This is a genomic window from Tabrizicola sp. M-4 (assembly GCF_051132405.1).
Lineage (GTDB): Bacteria > Pseudomonadota > Alphaproteobacteria > Rhodobacterales > Rhodobacteraceae > Paragemmobacter.
The window spans coordinates 101,287-123,759 of sequence record NZ_CP128607.1; the positions used below are offsets into that span (position 1 = coordinate 101,287).

The 22,473-nt window shown below is 61.0% G+C and carries 25 protein-coding genes; 20 read left to right on the forward strand and 5 right to left on the reverse strand.

What is annotated here, in order from left to right:
* Positions 1-3: 3 nt before the first annotated feature.
* Together TabM4_RS20430 and TabM4_RS20435 are read right to left on the reverse strand one after the other, a co-directional pair.
* Complete coding sequence (locus TabM4_RS20430) at positions 4-687, reverse strand: lytic transglycosylase domain-containing protein (protein ID WP_434622664.1); 684 nt, start codon at positions 685-687, stop codon at positions 4-6.
* Entirely contained in the window at positions 596-904 is a 309-nt protein-coding gene (locus tag TabM4_RS20435) for a hypothetical protein (protein ID WP_434622666.1), read from the reverse strand. The genes TabM4_RS20430 and TabM4_RS20435 overlap by 92 nt, the downstream gene beginning before the upstream one ends.
* 228 nt (positions 905-1,132) lie before the next feature.
* On the opposite strand from TabM4_RS20435, the gene TabM4_RS20440 reads away from it, so the two are divergent.
* From TabM4_RS20440 to TabM4_RS20450, 3 genes are all read left to right on the forward strand, one after another.
* Positions 1,133-1,537 (forward strand): hypothetical protein, encoded by a 405-nt coding sequence (locus TabM4_RS20440; protein WP_141135737.1) that lies wholly within the window; start codon positions 1,133-1,135, stop codon positions 1,535-1,537.
* A 241-nt stretch (positions 1,538-1,778) separates the two neighbouring features.
* A complete protein-coding gene (locus TabM4_RS20445) occupies positions 1,779-2,171 on the forward strand; it encodes a hypothetical protein (RefSeq protein WP_434622668.1) in 393 nt (130 codons plus the stop codon).
* A gap of 216 nt (positions 2,172-2,387) precedes the next feature.
* A complete protein-coding gene (locus TabM4_RS20450) occupies positions 2,388-3,230 on the forward strand; it encodes a hypothetical protein (RefSeq protein ID WP_323034411.1) in 843 nt (280 codons plus the stop codon).
* Positions 3,231-3,629: 399 nt separating this feature from the next.
* Here the strand turns inward: TabM4_RS20450 and TabM4_RS20455 are convergent, their stop codons facing one another.
* On the reverse strand, positions 3,630-4,067 hold the full coding sequence (locus TabM4_RS20455) for a MerR family transcriptional regulator (protein ID WP_434622330.1): 438 nt from the start codon (positions 4,065-4,067) through the stop codon (positions 3,630-3,632).
* Positions 4,068-4,150: 83 nt separating this feature from the next.
* Between TabM4_RS20455 and TabM4_RS20460 the strand changes: the two genes are divergently transcribed.
* Genes TabM4_RS20460 through TabM4_RS20480 form a run of 5 tightly spaced genes read left to right on the forward strand, consistent with a single transcriptional unit; the run spans position 4,151 to position 8,656 of the window.
* The gene (locus TabM4_RS20460) at positions 4,151-6,466 is read left to right on the forward strand and encodes a heavy metal translocating P-type ATPase (RefSeq protein ID WP_434622328.1); all 2,316 of its coding nucleotides are present in this window, start codon (positions 4,151-4,153) and stop codon (positions 6,464-6,466) included.
* A gap of 4 nt (positions 6,467-6,470) precedes the next feature.
* Complete coding sequence (locus TabM4_RS20465; protein ID WP_434622326.1) at positions 6,471-7,094, forward strand: methyltransferase family protein; 624 nt, start codon at positions 6,471-6,473, stop codon at positions 7,092-7,094.
* Complete coding sequence (gene lspA, locus TabM4_RS20470; RefSeq protein WP_434622324.1) at positions 7,091-7,576, forward strand: signal peptidase II; 486 nt, start codon at positions 7,091-7,093, stop codon at positions 7,574-7,576. Before TabM4_RS20465 ends, lspA begins: the two co-directional genes overlap by 4 nt.
* Entirely contained in the window at positions 7,563-8,000 is a 438-nt protein-coding gene (locus tag TabM4_RS20475) for a disulfide bond formation protein B (protein WP_434622322.1), read from the forward strand. The genes lspA and TabM4_RS20475 overlap by 14 nt, the downstream gene beginning before the upstream one ends.
* Positions 7,997-8,656 (forward strand): DsbA family protein, encoded by a 660-nt coding sequence (locus TabM4_RS20480; protein ID WP_434622320.1) that lies wholly within the window; start codon positions 7,997-7,999, stop codon positions 8,654-8,656. The genes TabM4_RS20475 and TabM4_RS20480 overlap by 4 nt, the downstream gene beginning before the upstream one ends.
* Before the next feature lie 6 nt (positions 8,657-8,662).
* Here the strand turns inward: TabM4_RS20480 and mntR are convergent, their stop codons facing one another.
* The gene (gene mntR / locus TabM4_RS20485; RefSeq protein ID WP_089258449.1) at positions 8,663-9,115 is read right to left on the reverse strand and encodes a manganese-binding transcriptional regulator MntR; all 453 of its coding nucleotides are present in this window, start codon (positions 9,113-9,115) and stop codon (positions 8,663-8,665) included.
* Between the two features lie 118 nt (positions 9,116-9,233).
* Here mntR and TabM4_RS20490 point away from each other — a divergent pair, with 118 nt between their 5' ends.
* Positions 9,234-10,559 carry an Nramp family divalent metal transporter gene (locus TabM4_RS20490; RefSeq protein ID WP_089258451.1) on the forward strand — a complete coding sequence of 442 codons (1,326 nt, stop codon included), beginning with the start codon at positions 9,234-9,236 and terminating at the stop codon, positions 10,557-10,559.
* An 83-nt stretch (positions 10,560-10,642) separates the two neighbouring features.
* On the opposite strand, the gene TabM4_RS20495 is transcribed toward TabM4_RS20490, so the two are convergent.
* A complete protein-coding gene (locus TabM4_RS20495; RefSeq protein WP_434622317.1) occupies positions 10,643-11,236 on the reverse strand; it encodes a L,D-transpeptidase in 594 nt (197 codons plus the stop codon).
* Between the two features lie 353 nt (positions 11,237-11,589).
* Between TabM4_RS20495 and lnt the strand changes: the two genes are divergently transcribed.
* From lnt to TabM4_RS20550, 11 genes are all read left to right on the forward strand, one after another.
* Positions 11,590-13,077, forward strand: a complete 1,488-nt coding sequence (gene lnt / locus TabM4_RS20500; protein ID WP_434622670.1) for an apolipoprotein N-acyltransferase — start codon at positions 11,590-11,592, stop codon at positions 13,075-13,077.
* Positions 13,074-13,247 (forward strand): hypothetical protein, encoded by a 174-nt coding sequence (locus TabM4_RS20505; RefSeq protein ID WP_434622672.1) that lies wholly within the window; start codon positions 13,074-13,076, stop codon positions 13,245-13,247. The genes lnt and TabM4_RS20505 overlap by 4 nt, the downstream gene beginning before the upstream one ends.
* Before the next feature lie 104 nt (positions 13,248-13,351).
* Positions 13,352-13,945: an SCO family protein gene (locus TabM4_RS20510; RefSeq protein WP_434622673.1), complete on the forward strand. Its 594-nt coding sequence runs from the start codon at positions 13,352-13,354 to the stop codon at positions 13,943-13,945.
* Between the two features lie 3 nt (positions 13,946-13,948).
* Positions 13,949-14,422 (forward strand): copper chaperone PCu(A)C, encoded by a 474-nt coding sequence (locus tag TabM4_RS20515; protein ID WP_089258459.1) that lies wholly within the window; start codon positions 13,949-13,951, stop codon positions 14,420-14,422.
* 38 nt (positions 14,423-14,460) lie between these two features.
* Positions 14,461-15,003, forward strand: a complete 543-nt coding sequence (locus TabM4_RS20520; RefSeq protein WP_434622675.1) for an SCO family protein — start codon at positions 14,461-14,463, stop codon at positions 15,001-15,003.
* 16 nt (positions 15,004-15,019) lie between these two features.
* On the forward strand, positions 15,020-16,183 hold the full coding sequence (locus TabM4_RS20525) for a M23 family metallopeptidase (protein ID WP_434622677.1): 1,164 nt from the start codon (positions 15,020-15,022) through the stop codon (positions 16,181-16,183).
* Positions 16,180-16,650 (forward strand): DUF411 domain-containing protein, encoded by a 471-nt coding sequence (locus TabM4_RS20530; RefSeq protein WP_100196069.1) that lies wholly within the window; start codon positions 16,180-16,182, stop codon positions 16,648-16,650. Before TabM4_RS20525 ends, TabM4_RS20530 begins: the two co-directional genes overlap by 4 nt.
* Before the next feature lie 633 nt (positions 16,651-17,283).
* Positions 17,284-18,216, forward strand: coding sequence for an IS5 family transposase (locus TabM4_RS20535; RefSeq protein WP_434612711.1), 933 nt, complete (start codon positions 17,284-17,286; stop codon positions 18,214-18,216).
* A gap of 183 nt (positions 18,217-18,399) precedes the next feature.
* On the forward strand, positions 18,400-18,900 hold the full coding sequence (locus TabM4_RS20540) for a transglutaminase-like cysteine peptidase (RefSeq protein WP_434622851.1): 501 nt from the start codon (positions 18,400-18,402) through the stop codon (positions 18,898-18,900).
* A gap of 247 nt (positions 18,901-19,147) precedes the next feature.
* The gene (locus TabM4_RS20545; protein WP_434622679.1) at positions 19,148-20,764 is read left to right on the forward strand and encodes an ISL3 family transposase; all 1,617 of its coding nucleotides are present in this window, start codon (positions 19,148-19,150) and stop codon (positions 20,762-20,764) included.
* Positions 20,765-20,841: 77 nt separating this feature from the next.
* Positions 20,842-22,473: a Mu transposase C-terminal domain-containing protein gene (locus TabM4_RS20550; protein ID WP_434622681.1), complete on the forward strand. Its 1,632-nt coding sequence runs from the start codon at positions 20,842-20,844 to the stop codon at positions 22,471-22,473.

The window sequence follows — 22,473 nt, forward strand, 5'->3', positions numbered from 1 at the left end:
TGATCAGAGATCGGCGAGGAGGCGGTCGTAAGCCGCCATCACCTTTACGATGTGGGATTGGGTTTCGTCATAGGGCGGGATGCCGTCATACTTGCGCACGGCTTCCGGCCCAGCATTATAGGCGGCAAGCGCAAGCTCGAGGCTGCCGAACTCGGCCATCTGCTCAAGAAGGTAGCGCGCACCACCGTCAAGGTTTTCGATGGGGTCGGCCGGATCGACGCGCAGATAGTCCGCTGTTCCGGGCATCAGTTGCGCGAGGCCAAGGGCGCCGGCATGGCTCACCGCCCCTTGGGTGTAATTGCTCTCGACCTTGATCATCGCCTGAAAAAACGCGGCCCATTCGGCCGGTGACAGGTCGATGGCGGCCAGAGCCGGATCGTCCTGATAGCGCGCGGCGATCAGCCGGATCGAGGGCAACACTTCCGCGGGTGCTGCGACACCCTTTGTGCTATAGGAGACCTTCTCCCCCTCCCGTTCCCGGGGTTCTTCTTCGGGCTCCGGGCGAACATGAACGATCAGCTTCCCCTGCCCGTCGTAGTGCAGGACGGATGTATCGAGTGCGGCAAGCTCGATCTCTGCCCCCTGCCCTTCCCGTTCATTCCACTGGATCACCTCGGCCTGCGAGGCTCCGCATGCCGCGCCGGACATCGCCAGCGACAGCAGGCACGTCGAGATGATCGAGGGCAAGTTTGCCGAAGGCGAGGCCGAACATCCCGATCGGCGAGTTGACGATCCGTTCCCGTGCAAGGGCCGTGACCAGCATGAAGCGTTCGCCTGAGGCGTTGACGACATAGAACAGCCACTCGCCGGAAAAGCGCCCCTCGGGGTCCGGAGCTGACACACACTCGATCTCAACCGTTGCTCCTTCCGTTGCCGCCATCTTGCGGAAATCGCGTTCCAGCAAGACGGGCAAAGCACGTCTTCTTGTCGTCATGGGTTCCCCTCGGGTTCGATCTGTCGGGGATCGTTGTAACGGAAAGTTTTCCGTGCGGCGATGCCTAACAGAAAGTCTGGCGTATACAACGTAAAAATGACAAACACGATAAAATAAGTCTTCAGTTGCGATCGACAACGGTCGCACCTCGTCGGCCAGACGAGCGGGCGGATGCCGGAGGAAGGATCAAAAGTGTCGATGAAATCCGATGGCCGAAATGCTTCGCACGACCAACGAAACAAGAGAAATAGCGCCCCGTTTCCGGTGCCGATCAGCGCGCTGCATTTACGTCAGATGGGCGTGCTGCGTGTCGCATACGCCGTGGTAACGAGCGCCTTGTTCGGTGTGGCCCCGACCTCGGCACAACCTGAGGCGATTCGCTGTCTGCCTCCCGAAGCACCGATGACCGAGCTGCCGGCCGACGTCCTGGCCGAGTACCGCGCAGAAATCGCGGCCGAGTTCGAAGCGTATTTCTCGTCAGTCACGGAACATATCGCCTGCCTCGATGAAGAGCGCGCCCGCGTCCTTGGCGAGGCCCGGGCGGCCACCGAGGCCTACGCCCGCCTCATCAACACCATCCCTGTCAGAAAGGATCTCCCGTGAAACCTCACCTCCCAGCCCTGCTCCTTGGTCTCGGGCTTTCGACCGCCGCCGTCTCACCGGCTGCTGCCTATCCGGTAGACTGCGCGATCCTGCTCTGTCTCGCGGGGGCTGGCCGGCCTCCGCCGAATGCGCCCATGCACGGGCAGTATTCATTCGCCGCATCACACCCTGGCCGATTGAGCCGCCGCTGCAGATCTGGAACTGCCCGATGCGGGCGAGTTTCCGTGGGGAGGCGAAACCGTTGGAGCGCTTGTTCGACATCGGCGTTCGCATTGAACCGGTGCCGTTCGTCTTGATTCCAGAAACACAGCTGAAGCTTCAGCTTGTCCAGAATCGGGCGGATGTCGACATCTCCGATACGGCGTTTGACTTCGTCCGGTCGATCCGGGTCTTTGAGATCACCTACCAGCAACGAAGGAACCGGCATGGCGACTGCAACAGCTGGGGCGTCGTGTACATGGGCACCTATGGCGCTCAGGGCGACTACAGCCGTCGCCGGAGCAGCGTTTCTGCCGTTCCGGCCGCCTCAGTTCTCGCTGTGCCGGCGGACTGCCGCGACTATCGGCACCGGTCAGTCTTCGTTGAGTGGCGCGACTATGAAGGCAGCTATGGACATGAAGAGGTTCACTACTGAGCCCTGAACGACCTCTCTCCGCCGAAACGATCGAAAGACGCGGCTCCTAGAAACAGAAACGACGCCAGACCATAGGCCTGACGCCGCGCTGAATTCCCTCGTGGTAGTGGGAATCTAGCGCGAGCTTTGGGTCCGTTCAACCGGCAAATGCCTTTGCCGAAACGAAATTTTGCACGCCTCACGGTCTGGTGTCGCCCCAAGACGGAACGACACATCATGGAACTCACGACCGGTGCCATCCTGCGCCGTATCACCGAAACGCCGCTCTCCACGGCGGCGCACAAGCTCGCGACGATCATCCTCGACGGGATCGCCTGGAAGGATGGCTACAACGGCCTGGAGCGCGGAACAGCCGCGTTCACGCTGGCGCATCTCGCCGAGAAGATGGGAGTGTCGCGTCAGCACCTCACGGCACTGTTGGTCGAGCTTGCGGCTTCAGGATTGGCGCTGGTCCGGTGGAAGCCAAACGGTAAGTTCGCGCCGTGGCTCTTCAGGTTTGGGGGGCACGAGGCTGCCGATGCGCCGCCAGATGTCGTGTCAGCCTCAGGCGACACATCACTATCTAGAGACTCTAAGAACAAAACTATCTTTGCAGGCAGGATCGACATTGATGCAGGGAGCAACGTTTATCGCACACCTTGGGCGGATCTGATCAAGGCTGCGAAAGCGTCGCTCGCCTGCTGGAACGTCGATGCGCAGGTCATCTGGGAGCGCTTCCTTGCGTTCAACAGAGCGCGCGGGAATGCAGCTGTGCCCGCGGGGTTTCTTCTGGGCTTCATGCGGCGGTGGCGCGCCTTGCCAGAAACGAAAGTGAAAGGCGCTGTGCACGTAGAGCCGAAGCGCGCGGCAACCCTGAAGGAACAGGAACTGCAGCGGCTGATTTCGGCTGCTCCGAGCAAGAATTGGCAGTTTCACGCATCTGATCTCTGCAGGCTTATTGGCAAAGCGGCCTACGATGCCCGGGTTATTAGAGTCGCTGAACAATTCGGATGCGCAAGGTTCGCGGCCATCCTTGCGGTCCATGGCTACGCGGTCATCGCGTCTGAGATATCGCGATGAGAAGAGAAACTCCGAATTCTAATTCATCGTGGCCACGGTAAGCAGTCGTTGACCAGCTTTTTGGTTTGAGCGATTGCTTGTTACGTGACGTCTCGCGCCGGTCAGGAGGGAAAAAAGAACGACTGGTGCGTTAGTCAGACATGATTCGACCACTACTGCTCTGCACGCCAGGAACCGAAAGGAAATGATGTAGATCTCATCATTCACCGCACCCGACCTTCTTGCAAGATTCGAAAGTACCAAGGTTAACAGACTGGAGAAGATGGCAGGACTTGCCAAACCGGGAACCAGTCAAAGTTTTGTTGCGACTTGGCGCGTATATGTCCAATAGATGAAGCACACCGCGATCTCGCGCCGACGCTGCTCCGGCATCAACCGCACGCGCGCTTTTGGCGGCCGTCAATTCGGCTCAGGCTCGGGGTGGCGGTGATCAGCAGAGCATAGGGAATGGTCGCCCAGCACTTCGATCACCCGGCAATCGGCGATTTTCCCGCCTGCGCATTGCACGACCATGCGTTCCAGTTCGCTTTTCAACGCCGTCAGCCTCGCAAGACGGCTTTCGACCTCAGCCAGTTGCGCCTTGGCGATGGCATCGGCGGCGGCACAGGATTTGTCGGGCTTGTCCGACAGGCTGAGGAGGTCGCGGATTGCCTCGAGGCTGAAGCCCAGGTCTCGGGCGTGGCGGATGAAGGCCAGCCGTTCCAGCGCTTTGCGGCTGTAAAGCCGCTGGTTACCTGAGCTACGCTCCGCTTCGGGCAAAAGGCCGATCTGCTCGTAGTAGCGAATCGTCGGAACCTTCACCCCGGCGGCTTCGCCCAATTTTCCGATGGTCAGCATCAGATTCCTCTTGAAGCTATAGTTGCTAGAGACATTAAGTTACTGATTCGATGAAATCAACTGCCCGCCCTGCGGCAGGAGGAATGACGATGCCAGAAGCTGCACGCGAAACGTCCTGCGACTGGACAGTGACAGGCATGGACTGCGGGTCCTGCGCAACTAAAATCAAAGATGCTGTCGCGCGTCTGCCGGGAGTAAGCGGCGTTGAGGTCGGGATCATGTCGGAGCGCCTGCGACTGACGCTCGATGAAACACAGACCGGGAAAGACAGGATCGAGAAGACTGTCCGCGCACTTGGCTACGAGATTGCGCCACGCACGGCATCGGCGAAGAAAGAGTTCGTTTTGCCCGGACAAGCTGCAGTCGAAAAGACTGACGCGGATGCGGATGTCAATCACGCCAAACACGATCATGCCAGTCACAATCATGCCGGTCACGATCACGGCCTAAAGGCAGCCGGCACCAAGCAGGACGAGTCCAGCCACGGTAGCGCCGGCCATATCCATGACGACCCTGCTGACCGGAGCAAGCGGTGGTTTCAAACGGCCAAGGGTAGGCTGGTGATCTTCACTGCCTTTTTGCTGGGTGCCGCCTGGATCATCGAATATCTTGCGCCCGAGATCGGCAAATGGGCCTTCGTCGCGGCCTGTCTGATCGGCGTGGCCCCGGTGGCGCAGCGTGCCTTTGCGGCATTGCGGATGGGGCAACCATTTACCATCGAAAGCCTGATGACCATCGCTGCCATCGGCGCGCTGTTCATCAATGCGGCCGAAGAGGCGGCGTTGGTCGTTTTCCTCTTCGCCGTGGGCGAAGTTTTGGAAGGCGTCGCGGCAGGCAAAGCGCGCGACGGGATCCGGGCGCTGGCAAATCTTGTCCCGAAGACCGCGCAACTCGTCACCGGCGACACCACGCGCGAGGTGCCTGCCGCAAGCCTGAACGTGGGCCAGACCGTGCTGGTCCGCCCCGGCGACCGGATTCCGGCGGATGGCGAGATCGTGGACGGCACGTCGGGCGTCGATGAAAGCCCGGTCACTGGCGAAAGCGTGCCCAAGACGCGCGGGCCGGGGGATGCGGTCTTCGCAGGCGCAATCAACACCGAGGCAGCGCTGCGGGTAAAAGTCACTAAGGGCGCGGAAGACAACACCATCGCCCGCATCATCCGTCTGGTCGAAGAGGCCGAGGAGGCCCGCGCGCCGACCGAGCGCTTCATCGACCGCTTCAGCCGCTGGTATATGCCCGCCATCGTTGCCGTGGCGGCGCTGGTGGCGCTGGTGCCGCCGCTGGCGTTCGACCAGCCTTGGGACACCTGGGTTTACCGCGGTCTTGCCCTACTGCTGATCGGTTGCCCTTGCGCGCTGGTCATTTCGGTCCCCGCTTCCATGGCCTCGGCTATGTCCACGGGCGCGCGGCGCGGCCTCTTGATGAAAGGCGGTGCCGTGATCGAGGCGGCGGCGAAGGTTGATGTCGTGACCTTCGACAAGACCGGGACGCTGACACATGGTCGTCCACAGGTGACGGACGTCGTGCCGTTCGGGGCCACCACCGAAGCCGAGCTTCTGGCCGTTGCGGCCGGGGTCGAGACGGGGTCGAGCCACCCGCTGGCCATCGCCATCCTGAACAAGGCAAAGGACGCAGGCGTGGCCGCGCTGTCGTCGCAGGATGCAAAGGCGTTGATGGGGAAAGGCGTGGTCGCGACGGTGGGTGGCGCGCCCGCATGGGTCACCTCTCCGCGTTACGCGATGGAACATGGTGGGCTTGAAGGCCTTGGTTTGCGACAGGCCACAATCTTCGAAGAGGATGGCAAGACCGCTGTTGCGGTGTTCCAGGAGAAGACCCCACTTGGGTTGATCGCCATGCGAGACGAGCCACGGGCGGACGCCAAGGATGCTGTGCGCCAGCTGACGGCCATGGGGGTGACCTCTGTGATCCTGACCGGGGATAACCCCCGCACAGCCTCCGCGATTGCCGGAAGCCTCGGCCTGCGGTTCGAGGCCGACATGCTACCCGAAGACAAGCTCGCCTACATCCGCGAGATTGGCTCCAAGGGTGGCGTCATGATGATTGGCGACGGTATCAACGATGCGCCGGCGCTGAAGCAGGCGTCGGTCGGCGTGGCGATGGGCTCGGGCACCGATGTGGCGCTGGAAACCGCCGATGCGGCAATCCTGCGCGACCGGGTGACAGACATCCCCGCCACGATCCGCCTGTCGCGTGTAGCGATGGCCAACATCCGCCAGAACGTGACCATCGCATTGGGGCTGAAAGCCGTGTTTCTGGTGACCTCGGTTTTCGGTCTGACCGGCCTGTGGATTGCGATCCTGGCCGATACCGGGGCGACAGTGCTTGTGACCCTGAACGCCCTGCGCCTGCTTCGGTTCAACCCTGAGCGTGAGAGCTGACATCATGATCTCAGGTTTTGGCTGGGCCGCGTTGGCCCTTCTGTTCGGCTATCTGGCTCTGTTCTTCTGGGGTAGTGCGCTGGCGGCGCAAGCGGCGGGTCGGCCTGTCTGGCTGTTTTCGCGCGCCACGGGACGCGACCGTCTGGCTGCGATGGGCTTCCGTCTCGCCTTCGTACTTGCCTTTTTCGGGCCACTCCTCTGGCTCGCCATGCCTGCCCTGCACAAGGTCGATCCCCTCTGGACCGAGGGGGGTGCCGTGGTCCTCGGCCTGATCGGAGTATTTGTCGCCGGACTTGGCGCGATGGTCGCCTTTGCAGCACAGATGTCGATGGGATCGTCGTGGCGCGTCGGCGTGGCAGGCGGCGAGACCGGCGATCTGGTCTCGAACGGTCTCTACCGCTTCAGCCGCAACCCAACCTTTGTCGGTCAGTTTGCCCTGCTGGCAGGTGTTGCGATGGCGGTTCCGGCAGTCCCGACAGTCCTCGCGCCAATCCTGTTTCTCTGGTCGGCCAGCACGCAAGTCCGGTCGGAAGAGGCCGCCCTGCGCACCGCAATCGGGTCTGACTATGACCGCTACGCCGCATCGGTCCCGCGCTGGATCGGCCTGAACCGAAAGGCTGCACGATGACCCGAGCGGTGCTGATCTGCCTGATCGTTGCCACAGTGGTGGCAGACCAATTGACCAAGGCAGCGGCCCTGTCTGCGCTGTCGCAGGGGATTGCGGTCCCGGTTTTTCCGGGCTTCAACCTCACCCTTGGCTTCAACGAGGGTGCGAGTTTTGGTATGATGGGTGGCGTCATGGCGGGCAAGCCGCTCCTGATGGCGGCGCTGACGGGCGCGCTGACGCTTGCCTTCGCCGTCATGGCTTTTCGGGCGCAGCACCCGCTGGAACGAATAGGTTATGGCCTGGTTGTGGGTGGGGCGCTTGGCAACATCATCGACCGCCTGCGACAGGGTGCCGTGACCGATTTTCTTGATTTCTATTGGCGCGACTGGCATTGGCCCACGTTCAACGTCGCCGATATTGCGATCACTCTGGGCGCGGTCTTGATCCTTGCCGCCTCTCTTCCCCTTCGACGCCGCAAGGAGCCTGTTCTTGACCAAAGCTGACCCGCAGAGTCTGTCGCGCGACGATCTCTCACTGATCGCCGCCTTCCTGATTGCATTGGCGGCGACGCTTGGCGCGCTCTTTATCGGCGAAGTGTTGGGACAGATGCCCTGTACGCTCTGCTGGTATCAGCGCATCGCCATGTTCCCGCTCGTGCCAATCCTTGGTCTGTCGCTCTGGCGTGCAGACGGCATAGCGCGCACATACGCCTTGCCGTTGACCTTGGCCGGGCTGGCGCTAGCGGCCTGGCATTCGGGCCTATACGCCGGCCTCTTGCCCGCGCCTATCGTGCCTTGCACTGAGAATGGCCCATCCTGCACCGGCGAAGTGCAGATGATCCTTGGCCTGCCCATCCCCTATCTTTCAGCGGTCGCCTTCGCGGCGATCCTTGTTTGTCTCCTCTTGCCGAAAGGGCACCGCCCATGAATCGCCGCAACCTCCTGATCGGAGCATCCGCAGTCGGGCTCGCCACCTTTGCAGGCGGCGCCATCATCCTGAACCGTCGCCGCGCAGCCGAGGCCGAGGCACTGGCAGCCGCCACGCCCACCGCAGATCAGGCGCTTTTGGTCCGAGAGTATTCCCCCAGCTTCGGTCCCGCCGATGCGCCCGTCACATTGGTCGAGTTCTTCGATCCCTCTTGCGAGGCCTGCCGCGCTTACCACCCGGTGGTGCAGGAAATCCGACGGCAGTTTCCGACGCAGGTCCGCGTTGTGCTGCGCTACACCGTCTTCCACGAAGGCTCGGACGAGGCCGTGCGCATCCTCGAGGCCGCGCGGATGCAGGACAAGTTCGAGCCGGTGCTGGACGCACTTCTCGAGCAGCAGCCCGGTTGGGCCGTTCATGGCTCGCCAGAGATGGATGTCGCTTGGGAAATCGCTGGTGCGGCAGGTCTCGATCTCGAGAAGGCAGAAACCGACCAGTTCTTCCCGGGGATCACCGGAATTCTGAACCAGGACGCGGCCGATGTCGAAGCCCTGGGCATCCGCCAGACACCGACGTTTTTCTTGAACGGAAAGCGGCTGGAAAACTTCAGCGCCGACAGCCTGATCGCCGATGTGCGGTTCGCGGTCGAGAATAGCTGACGGCGTTCAGGACCGGCTAGCGAAGGCCGAAAACAGGGCCAGCGTCCGCTCGCTGACGTGATGCTCGATGCCCTCGGCATCGCGCTCCGCCGTTACGGGATCGAGACCCAGACTGATGAGAAAGCGCAGCACGATCTCGTGCCGCCGCCGGCATTCCTTTGCCAGCGAACGCCCGTCATCTGTCAGAAAGACCGACCGATACTTCGCGCGTGTGATCAGCCCCTCCCGCGCCAGGCGGTCGAGCGTCTTGCTCACCGTCGGCACTTTCACGCCAAGCCGCGCGGCGATGTCCACGGGCCGCGCCTCACCTTGGTCGTGGATCAACTCCGCAATCAGTTCGACGTAATCCTCGGCCAGCTCATTGCGCCGGGCTTCGCGCACGCCCTGAAACGCTCCGGCGCGCAGGTCCGCAGGCCGGTCATCCGATGTGGCGTGGGGTGCAGGATCAAACTCTGTCATCGCGTCAGTGTCGCATGGGATGGATTGACAAGTAAAGGCATAGGGCAGATTTTTAGCCCTGTCTAACTTTGTGCGCCAAGACTTTGGCGCGACCATATGACTGCAGAAAGCAAAATCCATGTCCGCGAACGCTTGGCGTCGAGAGAGCGAGACACCCTCCCTTTCGGAAGTCTTCCGCACTATCGCGGTCGGCAATGGCGGCACCAGCAGGTTCAGGCGCTTCCTTGCTTTCATCGGCCCCGGATACCTAGTGGCCGTGGGCTACATGGACCCCGGCAACTGGGCGACCTCGCTCGCGGGTGGTGCGGCCTTTGGCTACACGCTGTTGTTCGTCGCGCTGCTGTCGAACATCATGGCGATCCTCCTGCAATCTCTCTGCGCGCGCCTGGCGGTCGCGTCGGGCCGCGATTTGGCACAAGCCTGCCGCGACGCCTTTCCGAAGTGGATGTCCATTCCCCTCTGGATCTTTGCCGAACTGGCCATCATCGCCACCGACCTGGCCGAGGTGATCGGCACCGCCATCGGCCTAAATCTGCTCTTCGGCATTCCGCTGGAGATTGGCATCTTCATCACCGCTGCTGACGTGTTCCTGATCCTGTGGCTCCAGAACAAGGGCTTCCGCTGGATCGAGGCTCTGATCATCTCGCTTATGGCGCTAATCGCCGCCTGTTTCGTCGTGCTCATCGCGCAGGCTGATCCGGTGTGGGGTGAGGTCATCGCCGGGTTTGCCCCCAGCCGCGAGATCTTGGGCAACCCGACCATGCTCTATTTGGCGCTCGGGATCATCGGTGCGACCGTGATGCCCCACAATCTTTACTTACATTCCGGCATCGTGCAGACTCGCGCCTTCGGCCTTGACTTGCCCGCCAAGCGCGAGGCGCTGCGACTGGCGACCTGGGACAGCACCATCGCGCTGATGTTCGCTCTGACAATCAATGCCTCTATCCTGATCCTCGCGGCCGCCACCTTCTACACTGCGGGCGAAAACGACGTGGCCGAGATCGACAAGGCGCATTTGCTCCTAGAGCCCTTGCTGGGATCATCGCTGGCGCCGATCCTGTTCGGCGTGGCACTGTTGTGTGCGGGCCTCAATTCCACAGTGACCGCTACCATGGCAGGCCAGATCGTGATGGAAGGGTTCATCAATTTGCGCATCGCCCCCTGGGCGCGGCGGCTCATCACCCGCTGCCTTGCGATCGTGCCCGCGATCTTCGTGATCCTGCTTTATGGCACCGAAGGCGTCGGGCAGCTTCTGATCCTCAGTCAGGTCGTGCTGTCATTCCAGCTGCCTTTTGCCATCGTGCCTTTGGTCATGTTCACCGCCAGCCGCGCCAAGATGGGCGAACTGGTGGCTCCATGGTGGTTGACTGCCGTGTGCTGGTTGATCGCGACGGTGATCATCGTGCTAAACGTGAATCTGCTGTCGACTGTTGTGTTGGGCTAACGCTTGCTTGTTCCTTCTGGATTCCAAGGGTGAAACCCGTCACGGAAACCCGCTTGGGTCAAAGAGTGTGGCGGTACAAGAAATCAGATCAGCAGCACCTGAGTGCCAACTTGTGCGATGTCGTAGAGTTCTATGACATGCTCATTGTACAGACCGATGCATCCATTCGATGATCTGCGTCCGATCTTTCGGGTGTCGTGAGTACCGTGGATCAAGTAGGCTGGCCATGACAGATACAATCCCCGAACACCCAGTGGGTTGTCAGGTGCACCGCCCTCCACCATCTTCGGCCAATCTGGGTTTCGCTCAAGCATGGAAGCCGTCGGGCGCCACGGCGGGTTCACGGCCTTGCGGACAACCTCGGTTCGCCCGAGCCGGGTCAGTTCCTCGGACAGAGGGACGGACGATGGATAGAGAAGGTAGATCGATTGATCTTCTGACCAATAGTGCAGTGCACGTGACTTGGTGTCCGCAAGAATCGCGCCACCACGGGTGTTTTCAAAGTAATCCTGCCACTGAGGCATCCGGAAGCTGGACACGTTGTTCCGCACGCTGCTGGAGACGGGAGCTTGAAACTCCGTGCTGCCTTCCTGCGCCCAGGCTGGCAGGGATGCAAAACTGGCCACCCCGATTGCGCCCCCCAGCAAAGCCCGCCGCTTTATCAAATTGCTGGTCATGAAACACTCCTCCAAGCGCTTTTTGAGCGTGGCATAGCGTTCGCTCGTGGACGTAGCAAATCAAACAGCTGTTAGCCGTCAGCACTCGGGGCGATGAGCGCGGCCATCCTTTCTCACCGCAACCGTATGCCAGGAAATCTGCCGGCTTGAAGGCGAAACGTCGAAAATCGACCGCTGCGCCACCAATCTGACAATGCCGTGATCGTCGAACATATGCGTTGCACCTCAAGCTACTAGAGCAGCTATCCATCCCTCCGATTTTAGGGGTTGTGGCAAGAATGTACGTTCCAAGCGCACACCAGTTCTCGAGCCGAAAGCCTGTCCAAAGCTGGGCCAGTTTGGGGGCCGCCATCGTGGCAGGTGTCCTTTTCGTCTTGGCTCTGCAGCCATACTCGATCTTGCCACTTGCGCTGATCGCCTTTGCTCTGCTGGCAGTGTTGGTGCGTCGCGCATCCGGTTTCATCGCGTTCAGACTGGGATACTTCTTCGGCCTCGGTCAATTCGTGCCCGGGCTTTTCTGGATCACCGAAAGTTTTCAGGTTGAGGCGGACCGGTTCGGTTGGCTGGCTCTGCCGGCGGTTCTTGGTCTTTCGGCGCTTCTGTCGGTCTTTCCTGCCCTTGCCTGCGCTCTGGCGGCACGGATGGAACGCTCCGGGTTGCCGTTGGCACTCTCGATGGCGACAAGCTGGACCGCCACGGAGTGGCTGCGAGGCCATGTTCTCACCGGGTTTCCCTGGAACCTGGCTGCCTACACACTCTCTGACTGGCCGGTCGCTGCGCAGGCTTCCTCTGTCTTCGGAAGCTACGGCCTGGGATTTCTTCTGGTGCTCTGCGCCGCGCTGGCCGGACTGGCTTTTGTCTCGGCCGCCGACGGGAAACGCATCAGCCGCCTCGCCACTGCGGGCGCGATCGCCTTGTCGGTGACCGCATTTGGTGCAATGCGCTTGCTGCTCGCCGATGTGCCGTCAGAGCGCGGCGCGCAAATCCGTGTCGTCCAGCCGAACATCGCACAGAGTGCCAAGTGGGATGATGCCACCCGAAACTCAAACATCCTGAAACTCATCGCGCTTTCGGCCCAGCCCGGCGACTTCGACATTCTGCTCTGGCCGGAAACCGCTTGGCCAGGGTTCCTGGCAGAGGATGCCGGTGCCCGGGCAATGTTGGGCTGGCTCTTGCCCGAGACCGGCGTCTTGCTGACAGGCAGCCCGGAACGGGAGGAAACCGGGGCCGGGACAGTCTACCGGAATGCCGTGCTTGCTATCTCTCGTGACGGCACCATCCTGACCCGCTATGCCAAACATCATCTCGTCCCGTTCGGTGAGTACGTTCCGTGGCGGAGCCTTTTGCCCCTTCAGCGTCTGGTTCAATCGCTCGGAGACTTCACGCCGGGGCCAGGGCCCCGGACACTGGCGTTCGGCCCACACCCCTATGCAGGGATCGCAATCTGCTATGAGATCATTTTTCCCGGACACGTGGTCGATGATGCGATCAGACCGGACTGGATCTTCAACGCGACAAACGACGCTTGGTTCGGTGCCTCGATCGGGCCATGGCAGCATTTGGCATCGGCCCGGATGCGGGCCATTGAAGAGGGCCTGCCTCTCGTCCGGGCCGCCAACACGGGAATTTCGGCAGTGGTTGATTCCTACGGGGCAACATTGGCCATGCTCGAAATCGACACGTCAGGCGTGATCGACATCCGCTTGCCCCGCCCATTGCCCGCAACCATCTACGCCCGCTTCGGAGACTGGGCGCTTCTCTTTCTCATGCTCACTTCGTGGGCGATCAGTGGCTATTGGGCCCGGCAGCAACAGGCAAACCTGAAAGGTGCATCGAAATGATCGGGCCGCTCTTCGCAATCATCGGGTTCCTTTGGGGTTACCTCGTTGCACGGCGGCGGGGCGGAAAGACCGTCGACCGCCTGCAGTACGGCGCAGGCTTCGCCATCGCCTTCGGGCTGTTCGGCACTCTCCTTGGAATCGCTCTCGCGAGGTATCTTGGGGCAGCCTGATCGGCGAAACATCGCCGATCCTGAAATCCTCACTTTTTCGTCGGTTGAACCTCTAGTTGCTCGAGGTTCTAGACGACAGGCTGATCTCGCCTTCTGGACTGTTCATGCGTCTTCGTTCTCTTCAGATTATCCTTTGGATCGCCGCCACTGCGGCAATCATCACGTTTTTGGCGGTGCGGTGGTGGCCTGCAACGGACGACACCGCAACAGCTGATTCAACCTTTATGCCTACCTTCGCTCTTGCAGACAGCGAAGGCCGTATGCGCACGACTGCCGAATTTCGCGGAAAGTTCCTGTTGGTGTTCTTCGGCTTTACAAGCTGCCCGGATGTCTGTCCGACGACGCTCTCCGAAGTCGCTCAGGTCATGGATGATCTTGGATCTGCCGCGGGATCGGTGCAGCCGATTTTCATTTCAATCGATCCAGAACCGGACAGGCGTCTAGGGCTGGATGACTACACAAAGGCCTTTCATCCAGCGATCCTTGCTTTGGCAGGAAGCGAAGAGGATACAAAGTCTGCGGCCGCAAGCTTCAAGATCTTCTACGAGCAGGAGGCCGACACTTCGTCGCCGGACGGATACACGATGGCGCACAGCCCTAGCCTTTATCTCATCGGCCCAGACGGGGAGTGGCTGCGTCAATTCACCTACGGTACATCTGCTGCCGAAATCGTTTCCGACCTTCTAACAAGGCTCTGACCCATGAAACACTTCCTTCTCGCCACAACACTGATCTTCTCCGCACCTGCAGCAATGGCCTGTGAGACCGTGACAATCGGCGATCTTACCGTTGAACACGCTTGGTCCAAGGCGACAATCGGCGCGGGACGGCCCGGAGTGTTCTATGTCGAGATCAAGAACTCCGGGACGACCGACGATGCGCTCGTTGGCATCACGACGCCAGCAGCCGGAATGCCGATGTTGCACGAGACTGTCGTACAGGATGGCATCGCATCGATGCCGCATGCGATGTCAGTCCCGGTCCCTGCCGGTCAGAGTGTCCAGCTCGCGCCGGGTGGCTACCACGGCATGCTGATGGAGCTGACGACGGCCCTCAAGGAGGGCGACAGCTTTCCGGTTACCCTTTCCTTCGAAAAGTCTGGCGAGGTTACCGTGAATGTCGACGTCCTCTCGTTGCGCGCGGAGGGTCCGGATTGCGCCGACGCAGGGCAATAATCCTGGGTGCGGGAGGGGCAGTCGGAGCCGTCGCCTTCATGCTGGGCGTCGGGGCCTATCGCACGCGCAATCGGCCAGCCCGCAGCGAGGTCCTGCCCGTGCCGATCGGTCAGATGACCTGGACATTGACCGACCACCAGGGTCGCTTGGTCCGACCTTCTGACTGGGCCGGTCGCCCTGTCATGGTATTTTTCGGCTTCACCTGGTGCCCGGACGTCTGCCCGACCACATTGAGCGACATATCGCTCTGGCTCGAGGAGCTGGGTGCCGACGCGGATCGTTTGATCGTGGCGTTGATTTCGGTCGATCCGGAGCGCGACACGCCCGATGTCCTAGCCGGTTACGTCAGCAACTTCGATCCACGCATCATTGGGCTGACGGGCCCTGCTGACGAGGTCGCTCAGGCGGCCGCAGATTTTCGCGCAACCTATCGCCGCGTCGATAAGGAGGGCGGCGACTACACGATGGACCACACCGCCGGTGTATTTCTTTTCCACCCCGATGGGCGCTTTGCCAGCATCATAGACTTCCATGAAGACCCGCGTTTCGCCGTCCCCAAACTCCGCCGAACCCTCAGTTGAAAGGTCATTCTGCCAGATGATCCGCTCCGCATTTCTGATCCTTGCTATCGCGGCTTTCGCCCCGCTCCAGGCAGTGGCCGATCCTCCGACGGCGCATTTGCCCGTGGCATTCGAAGCCACAATCGCCCCCGGTGACACCCTGGACAGCGTCCTTGGTCACGCAGGAATCCCCGGGACGGTCCGGGCAGAAGCAGCCCTTGCGCTCTCAGGTGTCTACGACCTGACGGACCTGCGACCTGGCCACCGGATCGAATGGACTACGGCGTCCTGGGATCCGGCATCGCTGACACGCCTATCGCTCTTCGTGGAAGATGGTGTGGAGATCGCTCTCTCGTTCGACGGGCCGATCGCGGCACAGCGTCTTGACCCGCCGGTTCGTGAGACAGACCGGCGAGAGACCTTGACCCTCAACGGAACTCTCTATGACGCCCTGATGGCACGAAATGCACCCGAACGATTTGCGGTTGATTTGACCGCACTGCTTGCGGGTCAGGTCGATTTCAGGCGCGATCTCAAAGGCGGAGAAACCTTCGCGCTGGTCTGGCAGGAAGATCAGCTTCCCGATGGCAGCATCGCGGGAGAGCCTCGCCTGAGTTACGCCAGACTTGAACTTGCGGATCGCGTGCTCGAACTCGTTGCGACCGAAGCCGCGGGTCCAGTCATAGTCTTCGAAGACGGTGAAGCCGTGCAGCGTTCAGCGGCGCCCATACTTGGCGCACGACTGTCATCCGTTTTCGGCCGCCGAAACCATCCGGTATTGGGCGGCGTGCGCATGCATACCGGGATCGACTATGCGGCACCTGTGGGGACCGACGTCTCGGCAACTGGTGCCGGGCGGGTGATCTTTGCGGGAACGATCCGCGGCTACGGCACCACGATCGACATCGATCACGGCGGCGGGGTTGTGACGCGATATGCGCATCTCTCTGAAATTGCCGAAGACGTTCGCGTGGGCACACGGGTCAAGGCTGGAGACGAGATTGGCGCCGTCGGCGCGACCGGGCTCGTGAGCGGCCCCAATCTTCACTACGAAGTTCGTGTCGACGGCCGACCGGTTGACCCGAAAGATCAGGATGCCCTGCCGGAACAAGAGATTGCTTCGGCAGAAGATCTCGATGCCCTCGCCACCTGGCGCAGCGAAACCGGCTTCATGACGGCGATCGATGGAGAACGTGGATGACGGACTATCGCATCGGCCGCCGCGAGGTCATTCTGGCAGCGACCGCCTTGGCCATAGCCCCTGCTGCAAGGGCACAGGAAGAACCGCCGATCCATGTCGTAAAGGGGCGTGGCTGCGAATGTTGCGATGCATGGGTGGACTATCTGCGCGAACAGGGGTTCACGGTTACGGATGAGGTGTCGATGGGAACCTTGTTAATCCGCTTCAAGATGGATCAGGGCATACCAGCAAAGGCGTTTTCCTGTCACACGGGCACTGTTGACGGCTATGCGCTAGAAGGCCATGTCCCGGCTGCGGATATCCGCAGGCTTCTTGACGAGCGTCCTGACGCAGTTGGCCTCGCCGTGCCCGGCATGCCTTACGGCTCGCCGGGCATGGGATCAGAAGACGGTCGAGACGCCTATGACGTTCTGCTGGTTCGCCGGGATGGAAGCCTGGAAGTTTTTTCAAGCTATCCGGCCGCCTGACATGAACTGGCATTATATCGGATCAGCCAGACTGCCTGTGCGTCTTTTGGTGCTCACGCAGAAAATGGTGTCCGGTCATGTTATTTTGACTAACCGAGGTTTCAGCACAGCGTCGGATTATCGACGTCAATTTTTGCCGTAGGTGCTGTAAAGCAGCCGAATACGGCGGGACAGTTCTGACGACCTGAATAATGAGGTGTCGGCAGACTATCCCGCTTAGTACCCGTCAAGAATCAGCTCGCGGCTGGTTTGGCGACTTTAAGGAGAGTGGCCGCAACCGCTCGACCTGAGTTGAAGACAACCACAACAAGCCGCTCGTGACCCATCCCAACTTTGGGAGCATGAACCAATTGTCAGTCGCGCGATCAAGCGCATTTATAGTATCTGACCGAAGCTATTTGAACTCGGCCTAAATTATAGACGAACTAGCGGTGTCAACCAGCACTATGAGAGCAGTAGTGAGCTTACTAGAAAAAGCCCAAAAGTAGCCGCAGAGTTGCCAATGCGCACCCGTTAACTGACATCGCTCGATTATGAAACGCGCGGGGGGCACCTATGCGACTTCTCGGCGTTGTTGCAGAACTCTGACCGTCGAGGATTCACATCGCGAATCCATGCGGTTAGACGGGTTGCATGAGCAAGCCATCACCCGCCCGCTATCGCACGACGAACTGGTCCAGCTACACGGCTTCTCTGCGCAAGCGCGGATCGCTGCTGATCTGGCTGGACAAGGAGATGGCCTGGCTCGCGCCGCATGATGGCAGCCCCGGTCGCCCTGCGGTCTTCTCGGATGCAGCGATCCAGTTCTGTCTGACCATCAAGGTCCTGTTCAAGTTGCCGCTTCGGCAAGCGACCGGGATGGTGGCCAGCCTGCTCAAGATGGCGGACCTGGATTGGGCGGTGCCCGACTACACCACGCTGTGCCGACGGCAGAAAACGCTAGCTGTCCAGATCCCGTATCGGCGCGCCAATGGCCCCTTGAACCTGCTGGTGGACAGCACCGGGATCAAGTTCCTCGGTGATGGCGAATGGCAGGCCCGCAAGCACGGCGTTCAGGGGCGGCGTCAATGGCGCAAGGTACATCTGGCTATGGATACCGCCACGTCTGACATTCGGGCGGTGGAGTTTACCTCCAGCAGCGACGGCGACAGTCCGGTCTTGCCGGACCTGCTGGACCAGATCCCCGAGGGCGAAGACATCGGCACGGTGACCGCCGATGGGGCCTATGACACCCGCCGCTGCCACACCGCAATCATCAACCGCGAGGCCACGGCGATCATTCCGATCCGCAAGAACGGCCGGCCCTGGAAAGAGAACTGCCCGGCCGCGATCGCCAGAAACGAAACCCTGCGCGCCACTCGCTACTACGGCCGGGCGTTCTGGAAACGCTGGACCGGATACCATGTCAGAAGCAGGATCGAGGCAAAGATGCGCTGCCTGAAGGCCTTCGGCGAACGCATCGCCGCAAGAGACCCGGACCGCCAGACCGCAGAAATCCAGATCCGCATCGCACTCATGAACCGCTTCTCGGCCCTCGGAACGGCCAACATCGTTCGCGTCGGCTGATGCCGTGGGGGAAAGGCGCTATCATGCCTCAGGCGGGCGTTACGCAACAACGCCCGACTTCTCAGAAAAGTGAGTGAACTATCACACAATGTGCGATCAAGACTGGCTCTCCTCGCCACAACGCTTGCATTTCTTTCGGCTCAACCCTCTTTCGCGATCGACAACCGACAGACTGACACTGAAATGCTACCTATAGGGGCAGTCACCTCAGCTCCAGATGGGGCGTCAAATGTGTGCAATGTTTACGTTTGGGCTTGCGCGCAATCTGGTCGCACATTGAAGATTGGCGAGTTGCAACTTAGAGAGCTGCGGAAAGTTAATACTCGAATCAATCAGTCGGTTCGTTCGGTGAGTGACTTACAACAGTACGGTATCGCTGAACGCTGGACGCTGCCGACCAAAGGAAAGGGTGATTGCGAAGACTATGCCCTTTACAAGAAGTACGAATTGACGCGCGCTGGATTTCCGGCCGAGCAGCTACTGATCGCAACTCTTCTTGATTTGAACAGAGCGTCTCATGCTGTTCTCATCGTGCGCACTGGCGCCAATGATCTCGTTTTGGACAACCTAACCAACAAGATCGTACCATGGCACAGGACAGGATACACCTTTTTGAGAATGCAGGACCCTCGGAAGCCCAAACGATGGGTTTCAGTTATGGCAGGGGGGATTTTCCTTAGGTGAGAGTGTATTGACGGGCGTTCTGTGACATACTTTTCAACTTGGTTGTGTTGAATCTCACAACGGTTTTTTGGACGCTTCAATTCCAGAATCTGATTGCGCACCAAGAGTAAGTCAGAGCGCGAAGTTTCCGCTCTCGAAACTGCCGGGCCTGGAAGAATAGCCCACTGTCGCGTTGCCCTTAAATCGGCTCTGCCTCAATCTGTGTGGCGCACTATCCTGAGAACGGGAAGATTCAGGAGGGATAGTGGTGATTTCAAGGAAGCACTGGTCGCCCGGGAGCGATGTTTCCGTTCAAAGCGTTGAGCGGCGCGATTCCGGCGGGTGGACTGTATCCGGCAGTCTGACACCAAACGGCATCTGCCCAGACTGTGGATTGCAATCGCGACGTCGTCACGGCTGGCGGCGTAGGCGGCTGCAGGATTATCCCGCCCATGGTGACGGGGTTACGGTAACCCTCTGGGTTTGCCGTTGGCGATGTTTGGCACCCGCCTGCCCGCGCCGGACTTTCTCGGACCAGATCGGCTCGATTGCGCGTCCTTTTGCGCGGCGCACTTCGCGTGTCGGGGAAATTGTCAGCCATCTTGGGCACGCGACCGGCGGGCGGCCTGCCGAGCGGCTCTTGCACCGCTTGGGCCTTGGGGTCAGTGATGACACGGTGCTTAGGCAGCTGAAGAACCGTGCTCAAGACACTGCCGAGCCGCCGACCGTCATCGGGATCGACGACTGGAGCTGGCGGAAGTCGCAGACCTACGGCACGATCATTGTCGATCTGGAGCGTCGCGCGGTCATCGATGTTCTCGAAGATCGTGATGTGGTCACCTGCACCGACTGGCTGAAACGACATCCCGAGGTGGAAGTGATCAGCAGAGATCGCTGCGGTCTCTACGCCCAGGCTGCCCGGCAAGGCGCGCCGCAAGCGGAACAGGTCGCCGACCGGTTTCATATCGTGCAGAACCTGCGGCAGGCTATCGAGGAGCAGATGAACCTTCACGGCCGTGCGACCGGCAGGGCGCTGCTGTCCGACGCCGACAATATCACCGCAGAGGGAAGCCTTCTGAAGTCCCGCCTTGCGCACAGGACGTCTCGGGAAGAGATTTTCACCACCATCCATGCGCTTCGAAATCAGGGGCTTACCTGCAGCGAGATTGGGCGGCGAACAGGGTTCCCTCGTCGCAGCATCGCGAAATGGCTGCAGTTCGAGACGCCGCCGGACCGCAGGCGGGCAGCTTTGAAGCCGACTTCGCCGTGGTACTTTGAAGAGTTCCTGAGCCAAAGCTGGAAGGGCGGAATTCGAACTGGAAGCGCCCTGTTCCGTCTGATCCGAGAGCGTGGCTACGAGGGGAGCCCGACGCATTTGCAGCGGCTGCTGGCGGGGTGGCGCAGAGCCGAAAAGCAAGCGAAGGGCCCTGCCTTGGAGCACCAGATCCTGGAACCGGTCCGGGACCCGGAAACGGGGCACGCGATCTCCCCGGTCATCGCGGCAGCGCTGTGTATCAAACCCCGCGGAAAACTCACCCCGGATCAGGCGCGGAAGGTCGACGCGCTCAAGGCTGGCTCTCCCGCCTTCGCAACGATGCGCTGCCTCGTCATGCGGTTCAACGGTATCCTGCGTGGCCGCGAGGCAGACCCGCTCCCTGCATGGATCGACGACGCGATCGAAACCGACCTGGCGCCCATCGTGCGCTTCGCACGCACATTGAACCGGGATTTCGATGCGGTAAAAAACGCTATCGAGATGCCCTGGAGCAACGGCCAAGCAGAAGGTCAGATTAATCGTCTGAAGACCCTCAAACGCGCCATGTACGGCCGAGCCGGGCCAGAACTGTTGAGGGCAAGAATGCTGCCCCTCCGCCACACAGATTGAGGCAGAGCCTTTAATTCCGACATTCTTGCCCCTAAAGCTGAGACAACGTTCAAGCGGGCAAGCAGCGGTGGGAGAAGATGGAGGACGAGGATCCTGGCGAAGCGGTTGGCGCCGAAACCCATCGCAGGGCCACGGTCCTGCGCCCGCTCGTGGAAGCCTATCTTGCGGGCGCCGGCAGTCTGGAAAGTGGTGTTCGGGATGCTGTCTGGGAGCTCGGCGTCAGCCGGGCGACGGTGTGGCGCTGGATCAGGCGGCTGGCAGAGGATGGTGGGCGGACCAGTGCGCTGGCCGCACGAAAGCGCGGTCGGCGCTCGGGCACGACGGTTATCTCCGGCGATGTCGAGGCGCTCATCGAAGGCCATCTGCGCCGGTACTATTTGCGGCGGGAGCGAGCCAGCCTGGCGCGCGTAGTCAAGGAGATCGGCATCGCTTGTCGTGAACGTGGCCTTCAGTCGCCAACGCGCCGGACGGTGCAGCGGCGACTGGACGCGCTGGACGAACGCGAACTCATGAGGGCAAGGGAGGGCGCAAAGGCGGCGCGCCAGAGGTTTGGCCCGGTGCCCGGCAGGAAGAAGGTGGGCCTTCCCCTCGATGTCGTGCAGGTCGACCACACGCTGGCTGACATCATTCTTGTCGACAGTTTCGAGCGCAAACCCATCGGCCGACCCTGGGTGACGCTCACGATCGACATCGCCACGCGGATGGTGACCGGATACTACGTTAGCCTTGAGGCGCCGTCTCGCCTCTCGGTGGCGCTTTGTCTGACCCGGGCCGTCGCGCCGAAGGCGGCGCTTCTGGCCGATCTGGGCAGCAGTGCACCCTGGCCCGCACAGGGCCGGCCGCGCAGCATTCACGTCGACAACGGCAGCGATTTCCGGTCGCGCACCTTCCAAGGGGCCTGTGCCGAATGGGGGATCGATCTCACGTACCGGCCCCTGGCGCGCCCGCACTTCGGCGGTCACATCGAGCGGCTGATCGGCACGATGATGGGGGCCGTGCACCTGCTGCCTGGAACGACCGATTCCTCCATTGCCGCCAAGGGCAGCTATGATGCCGAAGCCAAGGCCGCGATGAGTCTGAGTGAGTTTGACAGCTGGTTCGTTCTGGAAATCTGTCGCTACAACAACAGCGTTCACTCGAGCCTTGGCTGCACGCCCGTCGCCAAATGGGAGGCGCTGGCCGCGGAAATGTCGAGCGACATTCCCTTCGACATGGAGGCGTTCCGGGTGAGCTTCCTGCCAAGCGAGAAGCGCCAGATTCGGCGGGATGGCATTCATCTGTTCGACATCCGCTACTGGTCGGATGCCCTGGCGGGGCGGGCTGCCCGAAAGGACGGGAAGGTGGTCGTGCGCTACGATCCGCGTGACATCTCCGCGATCTGGGTCGAGCTCGACGGCGGACGGTGCGTGGAGGCGCGCTACCGAAACCTGGAAATCCCGCCGGTGTCGTTGTGGGAGTATCGCGAGGCCATGAGGATGGCGCGGACCTTAGGCAAGACGGGGTCTAATGAGCTGGTCCTGGCAGAGTTGATCCGACAGCAACGGCAGATCGAGGGGGAAAGCCGGATCCTGACCAAGGCCGAACGCCGATCCCGCGAAAGACGCAGTGCGTCGAAAGAGCCAACCCCAGCAGATTCCACGTCCGAGGGGCTGCGCCCGGTCGACACCGGTGATACGTCGCGCCCGTTGTTCAAGGTGGAGCGATGGTAA